This window comes from Rhizobium sp. YTU87027 (assembly GCF_050644135.1).
Lineage (GTDB): Bacteria > Pseudomonadota > Alphaproteobacteria > Rhizobiales > Rhizobiaceae > Rhizobium.
In genome coordinates this window covers 2,518,131-2,536,828 of record NZ_CP098440.1, presented here as the reverse complement: position 1 = coordinate 2,536,828, position 18,698 = coordinate 2,518,131, and the positions used below count along the sequence as shown (strand labels likewise).

22 protein-coding genes, 1 pseudogene and 1 riboswitch are annotated in these 18,698 nt (G+C 60.1%); of the genes and pseudogenes, 11 read left to right on the top strand and 12 right to left on the bottom strand.

From position 1 onward, the window contains the following. Positions 1-155 precede the first annotated feature (155 nt). From NBG89_RS12650 to NBG89_RS12640, 3 genes are all read right to left on the bottom strand, one after another. Positions 156-1,034, bottom strand: coding sequence for an aldo/keto reductase (locus tag NBG89_RS12650; RefSeq protein WP_431320254.1), 879 nt, complete (start codon positions 1,032-1,034; stop codon positions 156-158). Positions 1,035-1,176: 142 nt separating this feature from the next. Beyond that, a complete protein-coding gene (locus tag NBG89_RS12645) occupies positions 1,177-1,458 on the bottom strand; it encodes a hypothetical protein (protein ID WP_431320253.1) in 282 nt (93 codons plus the stop codon). Beyond that, on the bottom strand, positions 1,458-2,261 hold the full coding sequence (locus tag NBG89_RS12640; protein ID WP_431322682.1) for a DUF899 domain-containing protein: 804 nt from the start codon (positions 2,259-2,261) through the stop codon (positions 1,458-1,460). The genes NBG89_RS12645 and NBG89_RS12640 overlap by 1 nt, the downstream gene beginning before the upstream one ends. A gap of 122 nt (positions 2,262-2,383) precedes the next feature. Here NBG89_RS12640 and NBG89_RS12635 point away from each other — a divergent pair, with 122 nt between their 5' ends. Together NBG89_RS12635 and NBG89_RS12630 are read left to right on the top strand one after the other, a co-directional pair. Then, positions 2,384-3,604 carry a helix-turn-helix domain-containing protein gene (locus tag NBG89_RS12635; protein ID WP_431320252.1) on the top strand — a complete coding sequence of 407 codons (1,221 nt, stop codon included), beginning with the start codon at positions 2,384-2,386 and terminating at the stop codon, positions 3,602-3,604. A gap of 9 nt (positions 3,605-3,613) precedes the next feature. Beyond that, a complete protein-coding gene (locus NBG89_RS12630) occupies positions 3,614-4,258 on the top strand; it encodes a Vgb family protein (protein WP_431320251.1) in 645 nt (214 codons plus the stop codon). 44 nt (positions 4,259-4,302) lie between these two features. Here the strand turns inward: NBG89_RS12630 and NBG89_RS12625 are convergent, their stop codons facing one another. The 4 genes from NBG89_RS12625 to NBG89_RS12610 are packed head-to-tail and all read right to left on the bottom strand — an operon-like array spanning position 4,303 to position 7,989. After that, positions 4,303-5,463 carry an ABC transporter permease gene (locus NBG89_RS12625; RefSeq protein WP_431320250.1) on the bottom strand — a complete coding sequence of 387 codons (1,161 nt, stop codon included), beginning with the start codon at positions 5,461-5,463 and terminating at the stop codon, positions 4,303-4,305. Beyond that, positions 5,460-6,410 (bottom strand): ABC transporter ATP-binding protein, encoded by a 951-nt coding sequence (locus tag NBG89_RS12620; protein ID WP_431320249.1) that lies wholly within the window; start codon positions 6,408-6,410, stop codon positions 5,460-5,462. The genes NBG89_RS12625 and NBG89_RS12620 overlap by 4 nt, the downstream gene beginning before the upstream one ends. Next, entirely contained in the window at positions 6,407-7,372 is a 966-nt protein-coding gene (locus NBG89_RS12615; protein WP_431320248.1) for an HlyD family secretion protein, read from the bottom strand. The genes NBG89_RS12620 and NBG89_RS12615 overlap by 4 nt, the downstream gene beginning before the upstream one ends. Next, a complete protein-coding gene (locus NBG89_RS12610) occupies positions 7,369-7,989 on the bottom strand; it encodes a TetR/AcrR family transcriptional regulator (protein ID WP_088695160.1) in 621 nt (206 codons plus the stop codon). The genes NBG89_RS12615 and NBG89_RS12610 overlap by 4 nt, the downstream gene beginning before the upstream one ends. A gap of 299 nt (positions 7,990-8,288) precedes the next feature. Between NBG89_RS12610 and NBG89_RS12605 the strand changes: the two are divergent. Together NBG89_RS12605 and NBG89_RS12600 are read left to right on the top strand one after the other, a co-directional pair. Further along, positions 8,289-9,004: pseudogene (locus tag NBG89_RS12605) on the top strand (3-keto-5-aminohexanoate cleavage protein). Positions 9,005-9,092: 88 nt separating this feature from the next. Further along, on the top strand, positions 9,093-9,848 hold the full coding sequence (locus NBG89_RS12600) for an adenylate/guanylate cyclase domain-containing protein (protein ID WP_431320247.1): 756 nt from the start codon (positions 9,093-9,095) through the stop codon (positions 9,846-9,848). Positions 9,849-10,067: 219 nt separating this feature from the next. Here NBG89_RS12600 and NBG89_RS12595 read toward each other — a convergent pair whose 3' ends face one another. After that, a complete protein-coding gene (locus tag NBG89_RS12595; RefSeq protein ID WP_431320246.1) occupies positions 10,068-10,328 on the bottom strand; it encodes a YMGG-like glycine zipper-containing protein in 261 nt (86 codons plus the stop codon). A 183-nt stretch (positions 10,329-10,511) separates the two neighbouring features. Here NBG89_RS12595 and NBG89_RS12590 point away from each other — a divergent pair, with 183 nt between their 5' ends. Beyond that, the gene (locus NBG89_RS12590; protein ID WP_088695156.1) at positions 10,512-10,811 is read left to right on the top strand and encodes a DUF2934 domain-containing protein; all 300 of its coding nucleotides are present in this window, start codon (positions 10,512-10,514) and stop codon (positions 10,809-10,811) included. A gap of 130 nt (positions 10,812-10,941) precedes the next feature. Here NBG89_RS12590 and NBG89_RS12585 read toward each other — a convergent pair whose 3' ends face one another. From NBG89_RS12585 to NBG89_RS12570, 4 genes are all read right to left on the bottom strand, one after another. Further along, the gene (locus NBG89_RS12585; protein ID WP_007791322.1) at positions 10,942-11,199 is read right to left on the bottom strand and encodes a DUF982 domain-containing protein; all 258 of its coding nucleotides are present in this window, start codon (positions 11,197-11,199) and stop codon (positions 10,942-10,944) included. Positions 11,200-11,318: 119 nt separating this feature from the next. Then, a complete protein-coding gene (locus NBG89_RS12580; RefSeq protein WP_431320245.1) occupies positions 11,319-11,513 on the bottom strand; it encodes a hypothetical protein in 195 nt (64 codons plus the stop codon). A gap of 64 nt (positions 11,514-11,577) precedes the next feature. Beyond that, on the bottom strand, positions 11,578-11,814 hold the full coding sequence (gene rpsU / locus NBG89_RS12575) for a 30S ribosomal protein S21 (RefSeq protein ID WP_007791329.1): 237 nt from the start codon (positions 11,812-11,814) through the stop codon (positions 11,578-11,580). Positions 11,815-12,951: 1,137 nt separating this feature from the next. Beyond that, positions 12,952-13,458 (bottom strand): MarR family winged helix-turn-helix transcriptional regulator, encoded by a 507-nt coding sequence (locus tag NBG89_RS12570; protein ID WP_431320244.1) that lies wholly within the window; start codon positions 13,456-13,458, stop codon positions 12,952-12,954. Between the two features lie 153 nt (positions 13,459-13,611). Here NBG89_RS12570 and NBG89_RS12565 point away from each other — a divergent pair, with 153 nt between their 5' ends. The 6 genes from NBG89_RS12565 to NBG89_RS12540 all read left to right on the top strand — a co-directional run bounded on the left by NBG89_RS12565 (position 13,612) and on the right by NBG89_RS12540 (position 18,571). After that, a complete protein-coding gene (locus tag NBG89_RS12565) occupies positions 13,612-14,007 on the top strand; it encodes an organic hydroperoxide resistance protein (RefSeq protein WP_088695150.1) in 396 nt (131 codons plus the stop codon). 265 nt (positions 14,008-14,272) lie between these two features. Then, positions 14,273-14,755: a peptide-methionine (R)-S-oxide reductase MsrB gene (msrB, locus tag NBG89_RS12560; protein ID WP_431320243.1), complete on the top strand. Its 483-nt coding sequence runs from the start codon at positions 14,273-14,275 to the stop codon at positions 14,753-14,755. Between the two features lie 227 nt (positions 14,756-14,982). Next, entirely contained in the window at positions 14,983-15,330 is a 348-nt protein-coding gene (locus NBG89_RS12555) for a hypothetical protein (RefSeq protein ID WP_431320242.1), read from the top strand. 21 nt (positions 15,331-15,351) lie between these two features. After that, positions 15,352-15,578: riboswitch (cobalamin riboswitch) on the top strand. Between the two features lie 178 nt (positions 15,579-15,756). Continuing rightward, the gene (locus NBG89_RS12550) at positions 15,757-16,773 is read left to right on the top strand and encodes an ABC transporter substrate-binding protein (RefSeq protein ID WP_431320241.1); all 1,017 of its coding nucleotides are present in this window, start codon (positions 15,757-15,759) and stop codon (positions 16,771-16,773) included. Next, the gene (locus NBG89_RS12545; RefSeq protein ID WP_431320240.1) at positions 16,770-17,810 is read left to right on the top strand and encodes a FecCD family ABC transporter permease; all 1,041 of its coding nucleotides are present in this window, start codon (positions 16,770-16,772) and stop codon (positions 17,808-17,810) included. Before NBG89_RS12550 ends, NBG89_RS12545 begins: the two co-directional genes overlap by 4 nt. Beyond that, a complete protein-coding gene (locus tag NBG89_RS12540; protein WP_431320239.1) occupies positions 17,807-18,571 on the top strand; it encodes an ABC transporter ATP-binding protein in 765 nt (254 codons plus the stop codon). Before NBG89_RS12545 ends, NBG89_RS12540 begins: the two co-directional genes overlap by 4 nt. Positions 18,572-18,698 lie beyond the last annotated feature (127 nt).

The following is an 18,698-nucleotide window of genomic DNA, read 5'->3' as shown; positions in this document are numbered from 1 at the left end:
ACGTCCTGATGACAAAAAAACGTCAGCAACAATGCAACTGCAGGATACTCACAGGAAAGATCGCAGCCGAAGGTCGCTGCCCCTCCGACGTGCGGCGACATCCTTTCGATCATCTCGCGCTGGGCGCCTGATGGACGGTGGTACCTACACCGGCGCTAGGAGCCAGCTTGGCGAGCCGCCGTATCCAGCGCTGCAAAGTCCTCTTGCTCGAGGGTGATGTTTGCCGCCGCTACGTTTTCCTCGAGATGCTTCACCCTGGAGGTTCCGGGAATTGGCAGCATCACAGGGCTGCGCTTGAGCACCCAAGCGAGCGCGATCTGACTCGGCGTAGCCTCATATTTCCTTGCCAGCCTGTCGAGGATGGAACCAGGGCGGGCCAACTCGCCTGCCGCCAGTGGGTACCAGGGAATAAAGCCGATGCCCTCGCGCTCGCAGTAGTCAAGCACATCCTCACTGCCTCGATCGACAAGGTTGTAGCGGTTCTGAACTGTCGCGACAGGAAATACCTTTCGAGCCGCCTTAATGTCTTCAACCGAAACTTCGCTCAGGCCAGCATGGGCAATGAGGCCCTGGTCCAAGAGCGTCTTTACCGCGCCGAATTGCTCGTCGCGCGGAACCTTGGTGTCTATGCGGTGCAGCTGCCACAGATCGATCCGGTCGACGCGAAGTTTCTTGAGGCTGCCCTTCGTTCGCTCGAGGAGGTAGTCTGGCCGCCCGTTCGGCGTCCAGATATCCGGTCCTTCGCGAGTCAGACCTGCCTTGGTCGCAATCAACAGCCCCTTGTAGGGATACAGCGCTTCGCTGATGAGTTCCTCGGACACGTCGGGGCCGTAGGAATCGGCTGTATCTAGGAAATTGACGGCAACCTCGGGCAGGCGGCGCAAGGTGGCCAATGCTCCTGCCTTATCCGCAGGCGGTCCCCAAATACCTGGACCCGTAACACGCATGGCACCGAAGCCAAGGCGATTGATGGTTATGTTGCCGATCGAAAATTGACCCGATGCAGCTGCTGAGATCGTGGAACTATCTGGCACTGACCTTCTCCCGGTTGCCTATCTGGTTGGGTAGCTTTACTCGGGGCTTAAGGTGGAGCGGGCAGGGAGTAATACAAGTCATTCTTTGCAGCCCGTCATTGCCCTGGACAAGGGTCCCAACGGTGGCTCCGGGGTCCGGGTTTCATGGCTGAGTAGGGCCAACCGCACGTCTGGAAATCAACCGCAGCCAGGGCGGCAGGTGAAAGGCGCACATCAGCAGGTACATTGCCGCCATGCCATCCATTGGAAATGCGCCCTGCGTTGCGGAGCAGATCATATCTGCTCCGCCGCTTGCCATCGTGACAATCGCCATGATGGCGAAGGTTGGCGCTGCCGCAAGGCACAGCCACTCGGCGATGCTCGCTGCATTCTCGGTCGGTGGGTCGGCCGATGCGTTGCGCCGGGTCTGGTCGACGGAAAGCATCAGCCTTGCCTCTGGCCGTATTCGTCGTGACGCTGCCACCAGATGCCCTGCTCATTGCGGCCGAAGGGTGCGCGGTCGAGCCACTGATACATGCCCCAAATACCGTCCAGGCCACGGGCATAGCTCGAGTAGGTGTGGTAAACCACGCCATCCTCGAGTACGAAGGCGCTGAGACCCGGCCGGTCGCGCGTGTATGTAGCGATGTCGGTCCCGGTGGACGCCGCGATCTGGGCGATCGGGCTGTCGCTGCCTTTCAGGTTCCATTCCTGAACGGTCTGGCCTCTCGGCGGCCCCGCCAGGGGCGGTTCATGGCGATAATTGTACTCTATCCCGCCCTCGCGCTGCTGCTGCTCGCTGAACAAGACGCTGAAGTCGAGGTTGAAATCGCTACCGAAGGAGGAGGCCCAATCGAAGGTCCATCCCATCCGCTCCTTGAAGGCCTGCAGCTTGGGAAGCGGCGCGCGGGAAACGGCGGTGAAGGCGACGTCATGGTTTTCGAGATGGACGACAACGCCGTTGAAGCCGTCCGCGATCGACGAGCAGGAGGGGCATCCGGCCGTATAGTCAGGGCCGAACATGAAGTGGTAGATGAGCAGTTGCGAACAGCCCTTGAAGAGGTCGGCCAGCGAAGCGCTGCCGCTGTCAGTCTCGAACCGGTAGTCCTTGTCGATTCGTACCCAGGGCAGTTCCTGTCGGCGTTGCGCCAGCATATCGCTGCGCCGCGTTAGTTCCTTTTCTTCGGCGAGCAGTTCGAGCCGTGCCGCAAGCCATTCTTCGCGTGTGCCTGTAATATGCATCGTCATCATACTTCTCCTCTTGATGTCTGTTGACGTAGCATGCCGCCAGTTGCGGCCTGCTTGGTGGTCGTGAGCAGACTAGGGCCGGAGCGGGCGAGGGTGGGAGTTACAAGTTTGACGGGATTTCGATGGACTCGATGATCATCGCCGCGGCGAGGCTACTTTCGACCGGTGATCTTCTCGGCGCCTTGAAGAGGGTAGCGCTGCGCAACGATGCGCCCGCCCTTGCGCTTCGCGGCATCGTGATGGCGCAGCTTGGCGATCTCGTCCGGGCAAAGGCTCTGCTGAAGATGGCTGCCCGTGCGTTCGGAGCAAGGGAACCTGTTGCACGAGCGCGCTGCCTCGTTGCCGAGGCGGAAATCGCGCTCGTCTCGCGTGATCTGACCTGGCCGGCCAAGACACTTACCGCCGCGCGGGAAGTGCTGGAGGCGCATGATGACCGCTTGAACGCTGCCCATGCGCGGCATCTCGAGGCCCGGCGGTTGTTGCTCATCGGCCATCTCGATGAGGCCGAACGCCTGCTCACGGGCGTCGATCCGGCGCCGCTTCCGCCTCCGTTGCGGACTGCCCACGAACTGGTCGTTGGGGGGATTGCCATTCGTCGTCTTCGCACGAGTGCGGCACGCGCGGCCCTGCGTCGTGCGGAAAATGCTGCGCGCGAGGCCGGTATTCCAGCCCTCGACGCGGAAGTTGAGGCCGTGTCCCAAGTTCTGAAAATACCGGCAGCGAGGCTGATCGGGCAAGGTGACGAGCGATTCCTGCTGCTGGAGGAGGTCGAGGCGGTGTTGACGTCAGGGGCGCTGGTCGTCGATGCATGCCGTTATGTCGTGCGAAATGGCGACGAGCTCGTTTCGCTGACGACGCGTCCGGTCTTGTTCGCGCTGGCTCGTGCGCTTGCGGAGAACTGGCCAGTAGACGTGTCGCGGAACATGCTCGTTGCCCGAGCGTTCGGCGCGAAGGATGCCGATGAATCGCACCGCGCCAGGCTGCGTGTTGAAGTCGGGCGTCTGCGCGGTGAGCTTCACCGCATAGCGGATATCGAGGCAACCAAGGACGGCTTTGTGCTGGCGCCGCGTCGCGCCAGCGAGGTGGTCATCCTGGCTCCGCCCATCGAGGAGCAGAATGGTGAGATCCTCGCATTTCTGGCCGACGGGGAGGCCTGGTCGAGTTCGGCACTGGCGATTGCGATCGGAGCGAGCCCGCGTACTGTGCAGCGGGCGCTTGATGCACTCGCGGAAACAGGCAAAGTGCGCTCCTTCGGGCGCGGGCCCGCGCGCCGGTGGACGATCCCTTCGTTGCCTGGGTTCCCGTCAACTTTGTTACTCCCAGGTCCTTTGCCCAATGACTAGGATTGGCCCATGAAACACTCAAAAGCTGAAATCCTTCGTGAATATGGCCCCTTTCCGGATGTGAACCAGGTGGGCGGCGTCACCTATGACGGCCAGCATGTCTGGTTCGCATCCGGCGACAGGCTTAATGCCCTCGATCCCGATGTTGGTGAGGTCGAGCATACAATCGCCGTTGCGGCGCACGCCGGAACCGCTTTTGATGGGCGCTATCTTTTCCAGATTGCCGAGGACCGGATCCAGAAGATCGATCCAAAGACCGGCGAGGTGCTGTCGACGATCCCGGCTCCCGGCAATGGCGGCGATTCCGGGCTCGCCTGGGCGGAGGGGACGCTTTGGGTGGGAGAGTATCGTGGCCGGAAGATCCATCAGATCGATCCGGAGACCGGCACGCTTCTTCGCAGCATCGAGTCCAATCGTTTCGTTACCGGGGTGACCTGGGTCGATGGCGAGCTCTGGCACGCCACCTGGGAAAGCGATGAGTGCGATGTCCGACGCATTGACCCCGACTCCGGACGGGTGCTGGAACGCATCGACATGCCGGCGGGCATAGGCGTATCGGGACTTGAGTCCGATGGCGCGGATCGGCTGTATTGTGGCGGTGGCAACAGTGGCAAGGTCCGTGCCATCCGACGGCCCCGAGTCAGCCGGTCATGATCTCTCCTGGATATGCGGCGCCGGCGAAATCCCGCTGAAACCGTCTAGTCCAATGTCCTGCGGAAGCGGCGGACAGCAATCAGCATGGCGACTGCCATCAGGCATGCGAGGGCGATCGTGTCGTAGGCAAGGATCTCGATACTGGCGCCCTTCAGCATGATCGCCCTGACAATCCGGATATAGTGGGTCAACGGCAGGGCCTCGCCGATCCATTGCGCCCATTTCGGCATGCCGGCGAACGGAAACATGAAACCCGACAGCAGGATGTTCGGCAGGAAGAACATCATCGCCATCTGCATGGCCTGCAACTGATTGGCAGCGATCGTCGAGAAGGTGTAGCCGATCGACAGATTGGTGATGACAAAGAGCGTGGTCGCAGCCGCGAGTGAAGCCGGGTTGCCGAGGATTGGAATGCCGAAGACAAGCAGGCCGGCGGCAATAATAAGCAGCGACTGGACGAGGCCGATCAGCACATAGGGCGCAATCTTGCCCAGCATGATTTCCAGCGGCTTGATTGGCATGGAGAGCAGATTCTCCATCGTGCCGCGCTCGATCTCCCGGGTGACGGAGAGGGCCGTGAAGATCAGCAGCGTCATCGTCAGGATCGTGCCGAGCAGTCCGGGTACGATGTTCAGCGTCGATGAACCGGCCGGATTGTAACGGCGGTGCTGGACGATGGAGAAGGCGGGCTTGGTTGGTTCGGCGAACTCGACCTGCCTGTCGTTGGCGAGCGCCGACGTCACGATGCCGGAAAGCGCACCCAGCGCCGAGCTCGACGCGACCGGATCGGTGGCATCGGCAGCGACCAGCAGCGATGGCGTATCGCCGCGCCGAAGCGAGCGCTCGAAGCCGTTGGGGATCTCCACGACGAACAGGGCCTTGCCGGATTCCAGAAGCGAATCCATGTCTTCGGCTCGGGTGACGACATAACGGATCTGGAAGAAATCGGTATTCTCCAGCGCCGCCAGTATCGACCGGCCGACGTCGGTGTTCTCGCGCATCAGCACTGCGGTCGGCAGATTGTGCGGCGTCGTGTTGATTGCAAAGCCGAAAAGGAACAACTGCATGATCGGCAAGGCGACCATCGTCGCCAGCGTTATGCGGTCACGGGTCATCTGGATGAATTCTTTGATGGTCATCGCCCAGAAGCGCCCGAATGAGATCCCGTTGCCGTTGTGATTGCCGTTCGCCGTTGTCATCGTCATTGGAAATTGTCCTCCGAGCGGCGCATCAGATCGATGAAGGCATCCTCCAGCGTCGCTTCGCCCTCTTGCCACTTGAGATCGGACTGTTCTCGGTATGGCGCGATCGCTTTTTCAAGCGCCTTGGGGTCGCGGCTGGCAACATGCAGGCTGGTCCCGAAGGGCGCGACCATGTCGACACCCGGCTGGTTCTCCAGTTCGGCTTGGAGACGTTGCACGCCCGCCCCGGAGGCGGTCCAAGTCACGAGACCGGTGCTCGCGATCACTTCGTCCACTGTTCCCTGCGCCAGCAGTTTGCCATAGGCGATATAGGCGATTTCATGGCAGCGCTCCGCTTCGTCCATATAGTGGGTGGAAACGAGCACCGAGAGGCCGTCGGCGGCGAGCGCGTGTATCTCGTTCCAGAAATCCCGGCGGGCCTTGGGATCGACACCGGCTGTGGGCTCGTCGAGGAGAAGCAGAGCGGGGTCGGGTAGGATGCAGGCGCCGAGCGCGAGGCGTTGCTTCCAGCCGCCCGAGAGTTCTCCGGCAAGTTGCCCTTCGCGCCCTTTCAGGCCAAGACGCTCAATCGCGGCGCTTGCTTTGCCGCGAGCATCCGCCAAGCCGTAGACGCGGGCGACGAACTCAAGATTCTCCCGGATTGACAGATCCTGATAGAGCGAAAACTTCTGCGTCATGTAGCCGACGCGGCGGCGGATGCGATCGCTTTCGGTCAGAATGTCGAAACCCAGGCATGTGCCGTCGCCACTGTCCGGTGTCAGCAGGCCGCAGAGCATGCGGATCGTCGTCGTCTTGCCGGAGCCGTTCGGACCGAGAAAGCCGTGAATGCGGCCTTTCTTCACGGACATGGACAGATCGTCGACTACCTTTCGGCTTCCGAAACTTTTGGTGAGGTGATGGACGTCGATCACCGTTTCAGGAGTGTCGACCACCGTTGCCGTGTCGCTCATGGACTGGCTCCCGCGCTGACATCCACCGGCTGGCCAGGGCTCAGTGCGTTTGGATCAGTGGGGATCGCCTCGACGCGGTAGACGAGTTTGGCGCGCTCCTCGAGGCTGTAGATGACCGGGGGTGTATATTCGGCGGTCTTTGCGATGAAGCTGATCTTTGCATCGGTGGGCTGGCAGGCATTACAAGCGACGTGGATCGATTGACCCAGCGAGAACAACGCGATCTCGGTCTCGGGCACGAAGAAGCGGATGCGGACGTTTTCTGGCGGCAAGAGCGCGACAATCGGTCGGCCGGCAGGGACGACCTCGCCGGTGCGGTAGTAGATCGTTTCAATGCTGCCCGTTGCCGGAGCGGACACGAAGCGGCGGGCGAGCGCAGCTTCCGCCGAGGCTAGATCGGCCTTCGCCGCAGCGACAGCTTCCCTCGATTGGCGCAGCATTTCAACGCGGGCCGGCAGATTGGCAAGCGTGATCTGGCTGCGGACATTGTCGAGGACGGCGCGGTTGGCGGCTTCCGTGGCCGTCGCCGTATCGAGGGTCGCCTTCGTCGCGGTGCCGCGCTCGACGAGCACACGGGTGCGATCGAGGTCTTGCGATGCCAGCTCCAGCCGGGCGATCGCCTCACGTTCGCTGGCGCGCAGCATGTCGATCTCTTCCGGCCGCTTTTGCTTGGCTTCGGCGAGTTCCAGTTCGGCCTGCAGGCGCGCCAATGAAGCGCGTGCGGCGCCGACGGCGGCCTCCTCGCTCTGAGAGTCCAAGCTGAAGAGCGGCGCACCGGGCGCAATTGCCTGGCCCTCGGCGACATCGAGCTTGACCACGCGGCCGCTCGTGTCAGCGCCGATGAACAGCGTGTCGGCCTCGATCCACCCCTGGTAGGCGCGCTGGGATCTGTCGGAGAACAGGAAGGGCAGGGTGGCGAGTGCCACGGCGGCCACTATGACGACGATGAGGATCCGTTTCATATCGTGCCTCCTTCCGGCACGAAGAGCGTGTCAAGGAACGTGTCGAAGAGTTTCTGCGTATCGAGGTGCTCGTAGCCTTCGAAAAGCGTCGCCCAAATGATCGACATCACTGCCGGCGCCATAACCAGTTGCGGGACATCAGCGACAGCGGGATTGCGCAGTTCACCGCGCGCTGCGGCGCGGGCAAGCAGGACGCGTATGATCGCGAGGCCTTTGGTGATGATCTCGCGGTAATAGAATTCGGTCACAACGGGGAACATCGGACCCTCGGCGAGGATCAGCCGCAGCAGATGCCGGCGCTCCGTCTCCAGAACCTGGTGCTTGAAGAGCCCATAGAACATTGACACAGCTGCACGCGCTGGGATGGCCTCGTTCTGGACCATGCCGCCGACTTCACCGAGGAGAGGCGTCGCGATGCCAGACACAAGCTCGATGAAGAGTCGCTCCTTGTCAGGGAAATGCAGATAAACCGTGCCTTTGGCGATGCCGGCGCGGGCCGCGACATCCTCCATGCGGGTCGCGGCGAAACCGCGTTCCGCGAAGCAGGCGAAGGCGGCGGCCAAAATCTCGGCCCGACGCTGCTCCGGATCCCGTCTTTCTCGCTTTTTCTCTGGCATCGTTGCTGTTTTCTATTATGACTGACTGGACAGTCATTATCATTATGCGTGCTTTTTTGCAAGAGAATATTGAACACGCCAGTGTTCCCGAGCCCACGCGGTTGGAGATTCAGGCGGCCGAGATATCGGTTCCGGGTGCAGGGATGCTGTTGATCAACGCTGATCCCGCACTGGATCGCGTTTTAGTATCGCCCGGAGTAGCGCTTCTCCACGAAATGGGCAGATAAAACGGTGTGTTGCCTTTTTGCGTTCCGAGGCGTCAAGTGCGTCAGGTAAGATGGAAGCAGCGTGGATTTCCCATGATCATTCAAGCTTGCATCAATGGCGCGCGGCCGATCGACTACCATCCAAAATTGCCTCTGACACCTGAGACGATGGCAAGGGACGCAGCTAGGGCGGTGGCCGCAGGTGCTGCCGAACTCCACATTCATCCGCGGGGCATTGACGGGAGGGAGAGCCTCGCGGCGGTCGATGACACGATCGATGCGGTTCGGCGTGCCTGTCCTGGCTCGCTTCTCGGCGTGTCCACCGGCGCCTGGATTGAAGGCGACGACCGGCGAACTTGGAGGCCATTCGTCGCTGGAGTGTCCTGCCGGACTATGCGTCGGTGAACCTCTCGGAGAGCGACGCGCCGTCCATCATGGCATTGCTGCGTCAAAAAGGGATTGGGATCGAAGCCGGCCTGGCATCGGTTGCGGATGCCGAACGATACATCGGTCTGGAGGGACATGAGCACGTTTTCCGTATCCTCGTTGAGCTCGATAACGAGGCGGACTTGCAAGCCGCAATCGATGTCGGCGAGGAGATAATCGTCAGGCTACAGCGCGCCAATGTGCGCCGACCCATCCTTTTGCATGGTTTCGACGCCACGGTGTGGCCGTTCGTCCGGCTGGCGAAGGAGCGATGCTATTCCACACGCGTCGGTCTCGAGGATGGAAAACTTTTGCCAAGCGGGGAAGTGGCAGCCAACAACGTAGAGCTTGTCGCTGCCGCGGTTGCGATCTTTCGTGGTTAAAAGCTTCACCTGAGTTGCAAAATGCCGGCAAATATTAGAAGTTTGTTTTCAATCAGGGTAACGACCAGCCTTTTGTCGGAGGTCGCGGATGCCAACCTCCCAACCAACGGATCCGGTCAGTCACAAGGATGCCCAAATCTGCCGGGGGTGCTGGGATCAGATGCACGTTCCTATCCCAATCCGCGGCCCGCTTGCACTGCCGTTTCGCATATTTGGCGTCACCCGCAGCAAGATGAACCCCAATATCTGCACGATTTGCGAGCGGTCGTTTCGCTACGTCAAGAAACAGCGCCATGTTACTGCGACCGCAACCATCTTGTTTGCTGATATCAGAGGGTTCACTGCCCTCTCGGAGCATATCGAGCCGGTCAGGTTGAGTGAGATTGTCAGCCTGTTTCACGATCGATGTGCGCAAGCGATCTGGGCCCACGACGGTATCGTCAACAAGCAAATGGGCGACGGCTTGATGGCGATCTTCAATTTTCCGATCCTGAGAAGGGATCACGCCGCCGCCGCGGTTATGGCGGCGCTCGACATACAGCAACATTGCATAGCAGCGTTCGAAAGCCTCGATCGTGATCACACGTTCGGTGTCGGTGTCGGCATTCACACCGGCGAGGTTGAGATCGGTGAGTTTTCGAGCTTCCGCAGCGATTTCACGGCGATTGGCGGTGCTGTTAATCTTGCGTCGAGGCTGGAATCGCAAGCAGGGGCAGGCGAGATCGTCATGTCGCCGGAGTCCGCCGCTCAGGCCGCGCATCTTACATCCGCAGCGCATGTCCGTGCGCTTTCGCTGAAAGGTATTGAGCTGCCGGTACAGGCGAGCGTGCTGGTTCGGAGTTGATTTTCCGACTGCACAGCGGCAGATGGAGCCTTGCCAATTCGATGCCTAATGACGCCCCCTCTCGATCAGTGAGGAGGGCCAATCAACGAGCATAGACCTGAAGGCAGGAGTTTCTTCCAAACGAAGCGAACGCGGCGAACAAGCCGAGCTTGTTATCGCCGCGGTAGCGATCTTCCGCACTTGACTTGAGCCAGCCGCGCTTGCCGCGCCCTGGCGCTATCAGCGTGGGCAGTTGGCGACGTATCGCCGGCCGTACCGATCGCGGTAGTAGCATTGGCCGGGCTGCCCGGCGACATTGCCGATGACGGCGCCGGCGGCGCCACCTATGGCAGCGCCAACAGCGGCACCGCGGACGTTGCCGGTCGCCACGCCGCCGATAACCGCGCCCGAGGCTGCACCAATTCCCGCCCCTTGCTGGGTCGGCGTGCATCCGGCCATCGTGGCTCCTGCCAGAAGCAGCAAAATCGATACGCGTTTCATTTTGTTTCCTTCCTGCTGAGTTTGTTCGCGCGACGGTAGATAGAGACATTTCGGAAAAGACAATCGCTACGTTGCGTTCGCTGCTATTGCCGGCTTCTTTCGATCAACCGATGCTGGTGTCTCCATTGCCTATTGGATCGCTTGCGCCAATTAAGATTGGTTTCAACAGGAGCAGGGTCCGTCATGAATGAGCATGAAGAGAACATTCGCCGTCGTGCCTATGAGATCTGGGAGCAGGAGGGACGCCCTCACGGTCAGGATATGAAGCATTGGCTGCAGGCGTTCAAAGAGTTTGGCGAACGCGTCGATGCGGCGAAGAAGCCGACCGTCAAGGTGAAATCCGCGAAGCCGAAAACCGCAACGAAGTCCGCGGGTGAAAAGCCTGCCGCGAAGAAGACGAAAGCTGCCGAGATTGCAATAGCCGCGTCTCCCGCAAGCAAACCCCGTCGCTCACGCTCACCCAAGTCCGTCACGACGCATTAGATTTATCGGCTTTGAGCCAACGTGGTCCACGCGGCGTGTCCATTTATTTGGACATAGCGGTTGGGGCCGTCAGCAATGGGCGGGCGGCGAAGACGGCGATGATTGCACGCCGCCTCCGCCTCGGAATTGATTAGGCCAACACTTTGGCTTCCACAGCAGCTGCGACAAATGCATCTCTGGCGGCTTCCAGGTGCGCGAGGTGGTTCATGGCCTCCACGCACCGGCGCTTGGCCGCCTCGACGTGCATGCTGCTTTGGAGCGGCCATCGGTGTTCCAGATACTCAACCGCTTCGGCCGGACCATGGATATATTCAGAGGGTCGTGTCCCAATCTGGATTGCCACGGGTGCCGCCCACGTTGGTTCGGTTGCGTGGCCGATCGTGTTCATGACGAACCTCCTCTCTGCCAACGAGCGATAAGCGGGATGTAGGTGTTTGCGCAAAACGATCAACCTCTCATGAGATCATGACTCGGCTGGGATGTTCATTCGCCGATCTGTTCGGGACATCAGTGGACGCTCGGGTATTTGGCCAACACGGCATAGTCCTCTGCCACGAGTTCACTGATCGCAATCAGAACCTCTTCGGCTGAGAAGCCGGAGGCGACTGTTGTTTGAATGAGCTCCTGGAGATCAGGTTCGATCACCTCCCGGCAGTCCTCTAGCCGTTCATCGGAAACCGTCAGGCTGTGCAGTTCTTCCATAGTTGATCCTTTCGCGGGATGGAGCTGCCGTCGAGAACACCCGACGGCAAATGTTTCTGAACGCCTATCGGCTGGAGGAGCGCCGTCTCGGCGAGGCCAAAAGACCTTCGCGCTGCAACTTCTTCCTGGCAGCCTTGCGCTGCCTGGCGATTGCCTGCGCTCGCTCGCGCACTCGCCGCTCCGACGGTTTTTCGTAGGATCGGCGTTCCTTCATTTCGCGGAAGAGTCCCTCGCGCTGCATCTTCTTTTTCAGTGCGCGCATGGCTTGTTCGACGTTGTTGTCTCTGACGATGACCTGCATCTTTTTCTCCTTGCAGAGTTGGGGTGCGTCTCAGCCAAGTTGCTGAGCGATCAGTTCCTGCAGTTCACGGCGCGTGAGAAGGCAGGGATAAGGTTTCCAGTTTTTGTCCGGGCCGCGAGCGGCGTCGTCGCGCTCGCGCGGACCCGCCGCTGGGGCGGCGGCGATATCGGTTTTGTTCAGTTGAAGTCCTTTGCCGCTCTTGCGGCATGCTCGACACGGCGCCGGTTTTCGATCACGCAGACCGGAGAAAAGCGGCAAGACACGACGCGCGAGGCGTCGACCGTGTCAGGTTCGTATTTTTGGGTGACCGCCATAAGATGGGAACGCGAGCGACCCGTTGCAAGGCCTTGGTCCCGCGGACCTGTCATCCGTCCAGGAGCATCGCGTTTCGTCAACGGTCACATGCTTGATGTCATAGGTGCTGGGGGGCTGGATCCGCCGCTCGCGGATTTTTGGCGAGGTCACCGCAAAACAAACGATGTGAGTTTTGCAGTGACCTCTTGATGACTAGGAAATGTAATCATCCAAGCACATGCTACCTGAAGTGCAGCGATATGGAATTTATCACATGCGTTAATCCACATATACTTTCGAAGCGGCAGCGAGTTGCGCGTGTAACCGCCATGAGCCTTTCGGGGGAATGTCGGATTTGAACGGTGATATGGCGATCTGCCAGCAACCCCATTTTGTATGATGCACCCGTGCGCCGTCATGGCTGCAGATGCGGTCCACATTCGTCGCGGACATCCCAGGGGGCGCCCGCGCGGTCTATCGCTCAGATAAGTAAAGAATGCTTCGGCCACTCGCACTTGAACACAAAAATCGCATCCGATTAAATCGCAGATATGTTGACGTCGAGATTTGGTTTGCGCATTTAAAGCGCGTACGATGTATTCGGACGCGATATAAATTGAGCAGAAAGGATTTGGCACGGGAACAGGTTCATGCACTCAGCGCTATCGGCCATCGCTGCCGCGAACGCCGATGAACGCTCGATGGCTAGTGATCGTCCAAGCGTTGCCGAGATCTACAGCGAGTTTTCGCGGTTGCTGCCCGACGATTGGCTGATCGGTGTGGCATCTGCCACCAGATTAGGGGCGAGCGCCGAACGCATCGACGCTCGCCGGCGGAGAGAATTCAATCCTTCTCAGATCCGTCCTGCGTTGCCTTCAGGAGGTTGTTGCGCAGCCGTACCACGGACTTCTGGACGGCCGGAAAGTCCTCGCCGAGGCCGGTTGCTTCGACCAGCGGAGCGCCGGGATCCGCCGCGACGAGATCGCGTCCGGCTGCAGTCAGGCTCAATCTCACCTGCCGCTCGTCGGCGGGATCGCGTCTGCGTTGGATATAGCCCAAGGTTTCAAGTTTCTTGAGCATCGGCGTCAGCGTGTTTGATTCCAGGAAGAGCTTTTCGCCGAGCGTTCCCACGGTCTGGTCGTCCTTCTCGGAGAGGGCGACCATTGCGATGTACTGTGTGTAGGTCAGGTTCAGCTTGTCCAGGATCGGCTTGTATGCGCGGCCAAAGGCCAGATTTGCCGAGTAGACCGCGAAGCACAGAAAGTTTGAAAGCTTGTTGCTCTTGCTGTCGCTCTCGCCGGAAGAGGGCATCCCTGTCTCCAGGTTCTTGGCGGTTTTGGATGCGGACATGGGAGATCCTATTCGATTGTTCGTCATGTCCTTTATATAAATCGCATCCGATTAAATCGCAATCGTATTGACAACGGGTTTTCGTCAACCTATTTAGATCGTATCCGATTGAAGCGGATACGAGTAGTTAGCGCAACCAAAAAGGATTTTACCATGACCGAGAAGCTCCTCTTTACCGGCAAGACCCACAACAAGGGTGGCCGCGACGGTTTCACACGCAGCAGCGATGGCGAGCTTGACCTTCAGTTGTCACAGCCGCACCCGGCCGCCGAACGCCTCTTCGGCGCCGCATGGTCTGCTTGCTTCATCGGCGCCATTGAGGTCGCTGCAGCGCAAAGAAAGATCAAGCTGCCCGTTGAGCCTGAGATTGACACGGAAATCGATCTGAACGCCGACGGTGGTTCATACTTCCTGCGTGCACGCTTGAACGTGAGCGTACCGGGCATCGAGCGTGATGTCGCGGAGGAACTCATCCACGCAGCACATGAGATCTGCCCTTACTCCAAGGCAACGCGGGGCAACATTGACGTGGCGCTCACCCTCGTTTGAACAGGTGAGAAGGCTCTCTGCGAGAACCGATCCAAGGTATCGCCAACACCATCATGCAGCAGGATGCGCGCCGCCTTCAGTGAAATTGTGGCCGCATCCCGAGCAACCTCAAGATGGAGGATGTCATGACAGCTCCAGCATCATCGATCACATGGCATAGCCTGCTTGGCTCCGCCGCGGTTGCCGGCGCCGTTGGTGGTGTCTTTGGCAACGGTAATCCAGCCAAGCGATTTCGAGAATTCACCGGGATTGAAGGAGAACAAGAATGCGTGACATCGTCGAATTGCAGTTCGATCTCACCCCTCCCACTCGGGAACTGATGCAGCAGCTTGTGGCGGACCTCAGCGAGGAGGATCGGCATCTGCTCTTGGAGCATGGTGAGGAGGCACCGTTCTGTGGTGTGTTTCTCCACGAGCGACGCGAGGGGCTTTATACCTGCCGGCTCTGTGGCCTTCCCCTGTTCAAGGCAGTTGCGAAATTCGAAAGTGGTACAGGCTGGCCGAGCTTCACTGCCCCGGCAGCCGACGACCACCTGCGGCGCGTTTGTGACACCCGGTACGGTATGCTCAGGACAGAAGTCGTTTGTGCGCGTTGCGGCGCGCACCAGGGACATGTCTTTCCTGACGGCCCACCTCCTACAGGTGAGCGCTTCTGCATAAACTCGGGCTCGCTCGAATTCACCCCGAACGGACTGCCGCTTCCTGACAAGCTTGCACGTGGTCGTCCAGAAGGAGAGCCAGCACGATAGATGCTTGCCGTGCCTGAGCGCAATCGTCGGCGTCGAGACGGCGATTGCTCCGGCAAGCAGAGCACTTTTAACCGTTCATCAACGCTGATGGGCGACTTCCTCGCGATTTGTTGTAAATGGCGTGCAGCCTAGGCTGGAGATGATTGCGCTATGCATCGGTCCGGCTATTTTGGCCGCATCATCTCGGCGCTTGTGGCAACACTTCGCGCGCAATCGAGGCAGGGGTTATGAAGGCGGCCTTCCATACGACCTTGGGGTTTTTCGCAGTCCTTTTGCCGGCGACGGCTTTAGGCCAGTCAGGCGGTTGGCAATCCAACGGCAGTGGTACGAGCACGTGGCATGTGTCGCCATCGGAAGGCACCTGCAACGTCAGTCAGGCGCAGAACCGGGCCCGCCGCGCCGGCATCTACCGCACGGATCTTGTCTATCGCGACGAGAACGTTTTGACGCTGAGGGGATTGACCGAATGGGGCGATCGCCGCGAGATCACCTTCGCCAACATCCGCGGATGTCCTGAAGTCGGGTTTCAGGATATGCAGCAGAGCCAACCGGGACGGGCGCCGACCAACCGCTGACTTGACGTCGCGCCGCTCGCCAGCGTAACTGAGCGCGACGGTTCCCCGAGGACGACTCTGAGGGGATTAATAGGGAACACGGTGAGGACGACCCAAGAGGGACCAAAACCGTGGCTGCCCCCGCAACTGTAAGCGGATTGCCGCTCATCCAAGGGCCCTTGGGCCATGCCACTGCGACGAAGTCGCGGGAAGGCAGATGAAGGCACATATTCGTGAGCCAGGAGACCTGCCGTCAATCACGATCCAATCACCCGGGCGGGGATGCCCGGAAAGGAACAGACATGATTGACCTGCGCCTCCACCGACATAGAGCACACATCCGTCTCGATTGGGTTTTCCGCCGCTAGCGTTAGCGCGGCGTGCCGTCATTCCTGGCGGTTGCGCCGGCAATAAACGCTGGTTCCTTCCCTCCCAATCGAGATCCCTATGCGTAAATTTCTTGCAGCCATTGCACTTGCCTTCGGCTTTGTTGGCTTGACAGCGCCAAGTCTCGCCGCCACCCAGTACCCATTGATCATCAACAATTGCGGCCGCGAGGTCGTCTTCGACAAGGCGCCGGCCAAGATCGTATCGATCGGTCAGGGGATGACCGAAGTTCTTTTCTCGCTCGGGTTGGCGGATAGGATTGCCGGAACGGCAGTTTGGGTCGGCCCGGTCTTGCCGCAATATGCCGAAGTCAACGCCAGGATCAAACGGCTTGCCGACAACGATCCGAGCTTTGAATCCGTCGTCGGACGGGAGCCGGATCTGGTTGCCGCCGAGTTTGAATGGCACGTCGGCCAACAGGGGTCTGTCGGCAAGCGAGAGCAATTTGCCGAACTCGGCATCAACACCTACATCGCGCCGGCAGATTGCGTCGCCAAGATCAATGCCGACAGCGGCGACGGCGTTCGCAAGGAACTGTTCACGACGGACCTGATCTATCGGGAGATCGCTGAACTTGCCGAAATCTTCGACATCAAGGAACGCGGCGATGCGCTCATTGCCGAACTGAGGCAGCGTGAAGCGCGGGCGGTCGCATCGGTTGCGGGCGCTGCTGCGAAGAACCTCCTGGTCGTCTTCTGGTTCTCCAGCAAGGAAGTCAACGGAGATGCATTCATCGCCGGAAAGAACACCGCCCCGGCCTATATTCTGAAGACGCTCGGTGCGCAGAATGTGGTTGCGACAGAGGAGGAGTGGCCGCTCGTCGGCTGGGAGACGATTGCGGAGGCCAATCCGGCTGTGATCGTTATCGCGACGATGGATCGGAGACGGTATGCGGCCGATGACCCTGCGGTAAAGCTCGACTTTCTGGCAAAAGATCCGGTCACGAGCCAACTCGATGCCGTCAGGAACAAGCGCATTGTGACGATGGATGCCCAATCGATGAACCCGACGATCCGGACGATCGACGGCATCGAGATACTGGCGAAGGGCATCAATTCCTTCGGTCTGGCGCAGTGAGCGGCGCCATTCTCAAGCAGCAGCAATGGTGGGCGCATGCTGCGCTCGTCATTGCTGCATTCTCCTTGCTCGCGCTGATGATCGGTCTTGCTGTTTCGATAGGGGAAATATCGATCCCGCTGGCGACGACCGCGAAGGCCGTGTTGAACCGCCTGTTCGGTTCGGCTTTCGAGCTTAGCCGCATTCATCAAGGCATCATCTGGGACTATAGATTGAGCCGGGCGTTGGTGGCTGCAAGTGCGGGGGCGTCCCTCGCGCTCAGCGGGGCAGTTCTGCAGGCGTTGCTGCGCAACCCGCTAGCAGAACCCTATGTGCTCGGTGTTTCCGCAGGAGCCTCGACCGGCGCGGTTTGCGTGATGCTGCTCGGCTTCGGCTATGGTGTTCTGAGCCTGTCAGGTGGCGCGTTCATCGGCGCTGTTGTCGCCTTCCTGCTCGTGGCCTTTCTTGCGGCACGCGCCGGAGGTAGCAGCGAGCGCATCATTCTTTGCGGCGTCGCCGGATCGCAACTCTTCAACGCAGTCACGTCCTATATCGTCACGACTTCGGCAAATGCCGAGCAGGCAAGGGGCGTCATGTTCTGGTTGCTTGGGTCGCTGAGCGGCGTCCGCTGGCCTGACGTCTATCTGGTCGTGCCGGTGACGATGTTCGGTTTCGCCGTTTCGCTGTTCCATGTGCGACCCTTGGATGCGTTCGCCTTCGGAACAGATGCAGCGGCATCGTTGGGCATTGCGGTCAGGCGCGTGCAGGTGGTGCTTCTTGGAACGACGGCGTTGATGACCGCAACCGTGGTCAGCATGGTTGGCGCAATCGGTTTTGTCGGGCTGGTCATTCCGCATGCCGCGAGGTTCCTCGTCGGGGCCAGGCATGATCGCCTGCTTCCGGCGACCATGTTCGGCGGCGGGATCTTCCTAATCGGTGCCGACATCATCTCGCGGATCATCATCCCGCAACAGGTCCTGCCGATCGGGGTCGTCACGGCCTTGTTCGGCGCACCGGCCTTTGCGGTCATCCTGTATCGCGCTCGGAGGACCGCATGAGCATCAGGCTCGAAGATGTAAGCTTTGCAGCAGGCAACTCGCTGATCGTCAACGGCGTCAGCCTGACGGTGCAGACAGGAAAGGTTCTAGGCCTGCTCGGGCCGAACGGATCCGGCAAGTCGAGCCTGTTGCGGCTGATCTGTCGTTTGCGCAAGGTGCGTAGCGGTATTATCCGCTTGGGCGAGAGCGACGTTACGACGTTGGCGCGGAGCGATCTCGCGCGCCGCATTGCTTTCGTCGAGCAGCAGGCCACAACCGAGACGCAACTGACGGCAAGGGATGTTGTACGCCTCGGTCGCACGCCACATCGCGGCGCCCTTTCACCCCTGGGAGTAAAGGACGATGCTGCAGTCGATGAGGCGCTGTCCCGCGTCGGCATGGAAGGCCGAGCGACGCAACTTTGGCAGACGCTCTCCGGCGGCGAGCGCCAGCGTGTCCATATCGCGCGTGCCCTTGCGCAGAGCCCGGCTGAACTACTCCTCGATGAACCGACGAACCACCTCGACATCCAGCATCAGCTCGAAATCCTGGGCCTGATTTCCAGGCTCGGCGTCACCTGTGTCATCGCCCTGCACGATCTCAACCTAGCCGCTATGTTCTGCGATCAACTGGCTGTTCTCCAGCAGGGTTCGGTCGTTGCGATCGGGACTCCGCAGCACGTTCTGACGCGGGATCTGATCGGCGACGTGTTCGGCGTGCAGGCGCATGTCGAGACGTCTCCGATTCATGGGCGATGCAACATTCAATACATTATCGCCTGACTGGCTTCTCAATGGGAGGTGCGCGGCTGGGCCGGTCATCGAGCCTTGTCAGGGCGAGATGGACCAGGCCTTCGGGCCTGCTGCGGATTTACAAGAGAGCTCGCCGAGAAACCGGCCTTCCCTACAT

Coding starts and splice junctions, on each gene's coding strand:
- NBG89_RS12640 (WP_431322682.1), bottom strand. CDS start 2,261: ATGACGATGCATATTACAGGCACACGCGAAGAATGGCTTGCGGCACGG.
- NBG89_RS12630 (WP_431320251.1), top strand. CDS start 3,614: ATGAAACACTCAAAAGCTGAAATCCTTCGTGAATATGGCCCCTTTCCG.
- NBG89_RS12540 (WP_431320239.1), top strand. CDS start 17,807: ATGAGCATCAGGCTCGAAGATGTAAGCTTTGCAGCAGGCAACTCGCTG.
- NBG89_RS12550 (WP_431320241.1), top strand. CDS start 15,757: ATGCGTAAATTTCTTGCAGCCATTGCACTTGCCTTCGGCTTTGTTGGC.
- NBG89_RS12610 (WP_088695160.1), bottom strand. CDS start 7,989: ATGCCAGAGAAAAAGCGAGAAAGACGGGATCCGGAGCAGCGTCGGGCC.
- NBG89_RS12590 (WP_088695156.1), top strand. CDS start 10,512: ATGAATGAGCATGAAGAGAACATTCGCCGTCGTGCCTATGAGATCTGG.
- NBG89_RS12585 (WP_007791322.1), bottom strand. CDS start 11,199: ATGAACACGATCGGCCACGCAACCGAACCAACGTGGGCGGCACCCGTG.
- NBG89_RS12595 (WP_431320246.1), bottom strand. CDS start 10,328: ATGAAACGCGTATCGATTTTGCTGCTTCTGGCAGGAGCCACGATGGCC.
- rpsU (WP_007791329.1), bottom strand. CDS start 11,814: ATGCAGGTCATCGTCAGAGACAACAACGTCGAACAAGCCATGCGCGCA.
- NBG89_RS12580 (WP_431320245.1), bottom strand. CDS start 11,513: ATGGAAGAACTGCACAGCCTGACGGTTTCCGATGAACGGCTAGAGGAC.
- NBG89_RS12615 (WP_431320248.1), bottom strand. CDS start 7,372: ATGAAACGGATCCTCATCGTCGTCATAGTGGCCGCCGTGGCACTCGCC.
- NBG89_RS12570 (WP_431320244.1), bottom strand. CDS start 13,458: ATGTCCGCATCCAAAACCGCCAAGAACCTGGAGACAGGGATGCCCTCT.
- NBG89_RS12565 (WP_088695150.1), top strand. CDS start 13,612: ATGACCGAGAAGCTCCTCTTTACCGGCAAGACCCACAACAAGGGTGGC.
- NBG89_RS12645 (WP_431320253.1), bottom strand. CDS start 1,458: ATGCTTTCCGTCGACCAGACCCGGCGCAACGCATCGGCCGACCCACCG.
- msrB (WP_431320243.1), top strand. CDS start 14,273: ATGCGTGACATCGTCGAATTGCAGTTCGATCTCACCCCTCCCACTCGG.
- NBG89_RS12625 (WP_431320250.1), bottom strand. CDS start 5,463: ATGACGATGACAACGGCGAACGGCAATCACAACGGCAACGGGATCTCA.
- NBG89_RS12555 (WP_431320242.1), top strand. CDS start 14,983: ATGAAGGCGGCCTTCCATACGACCTTGGGGTTTTTCGCAGTCCTTTTG.
- NBG89_RS12635 (WP_431320252.1), top strand. CDS start 2,384: ATGGACTCGATGATCATCGCCGCGGCGAGGCTACTTTCGACCGGTGAT.
- NBG89_RS12600 (WP_431320247.1), top strand. CDS start 9,093: ATGCCAACCTCCCAACCAACGGATCCGGTCAGTCACAAGGATGCCCAA.
- NBG89_RS12620 (WP_431320249.1), bottom strand. CDS start 6,410: ATGAGCGACACGGCAACGGTGGTCGACACTCCTGAAACGGTGATCGAC.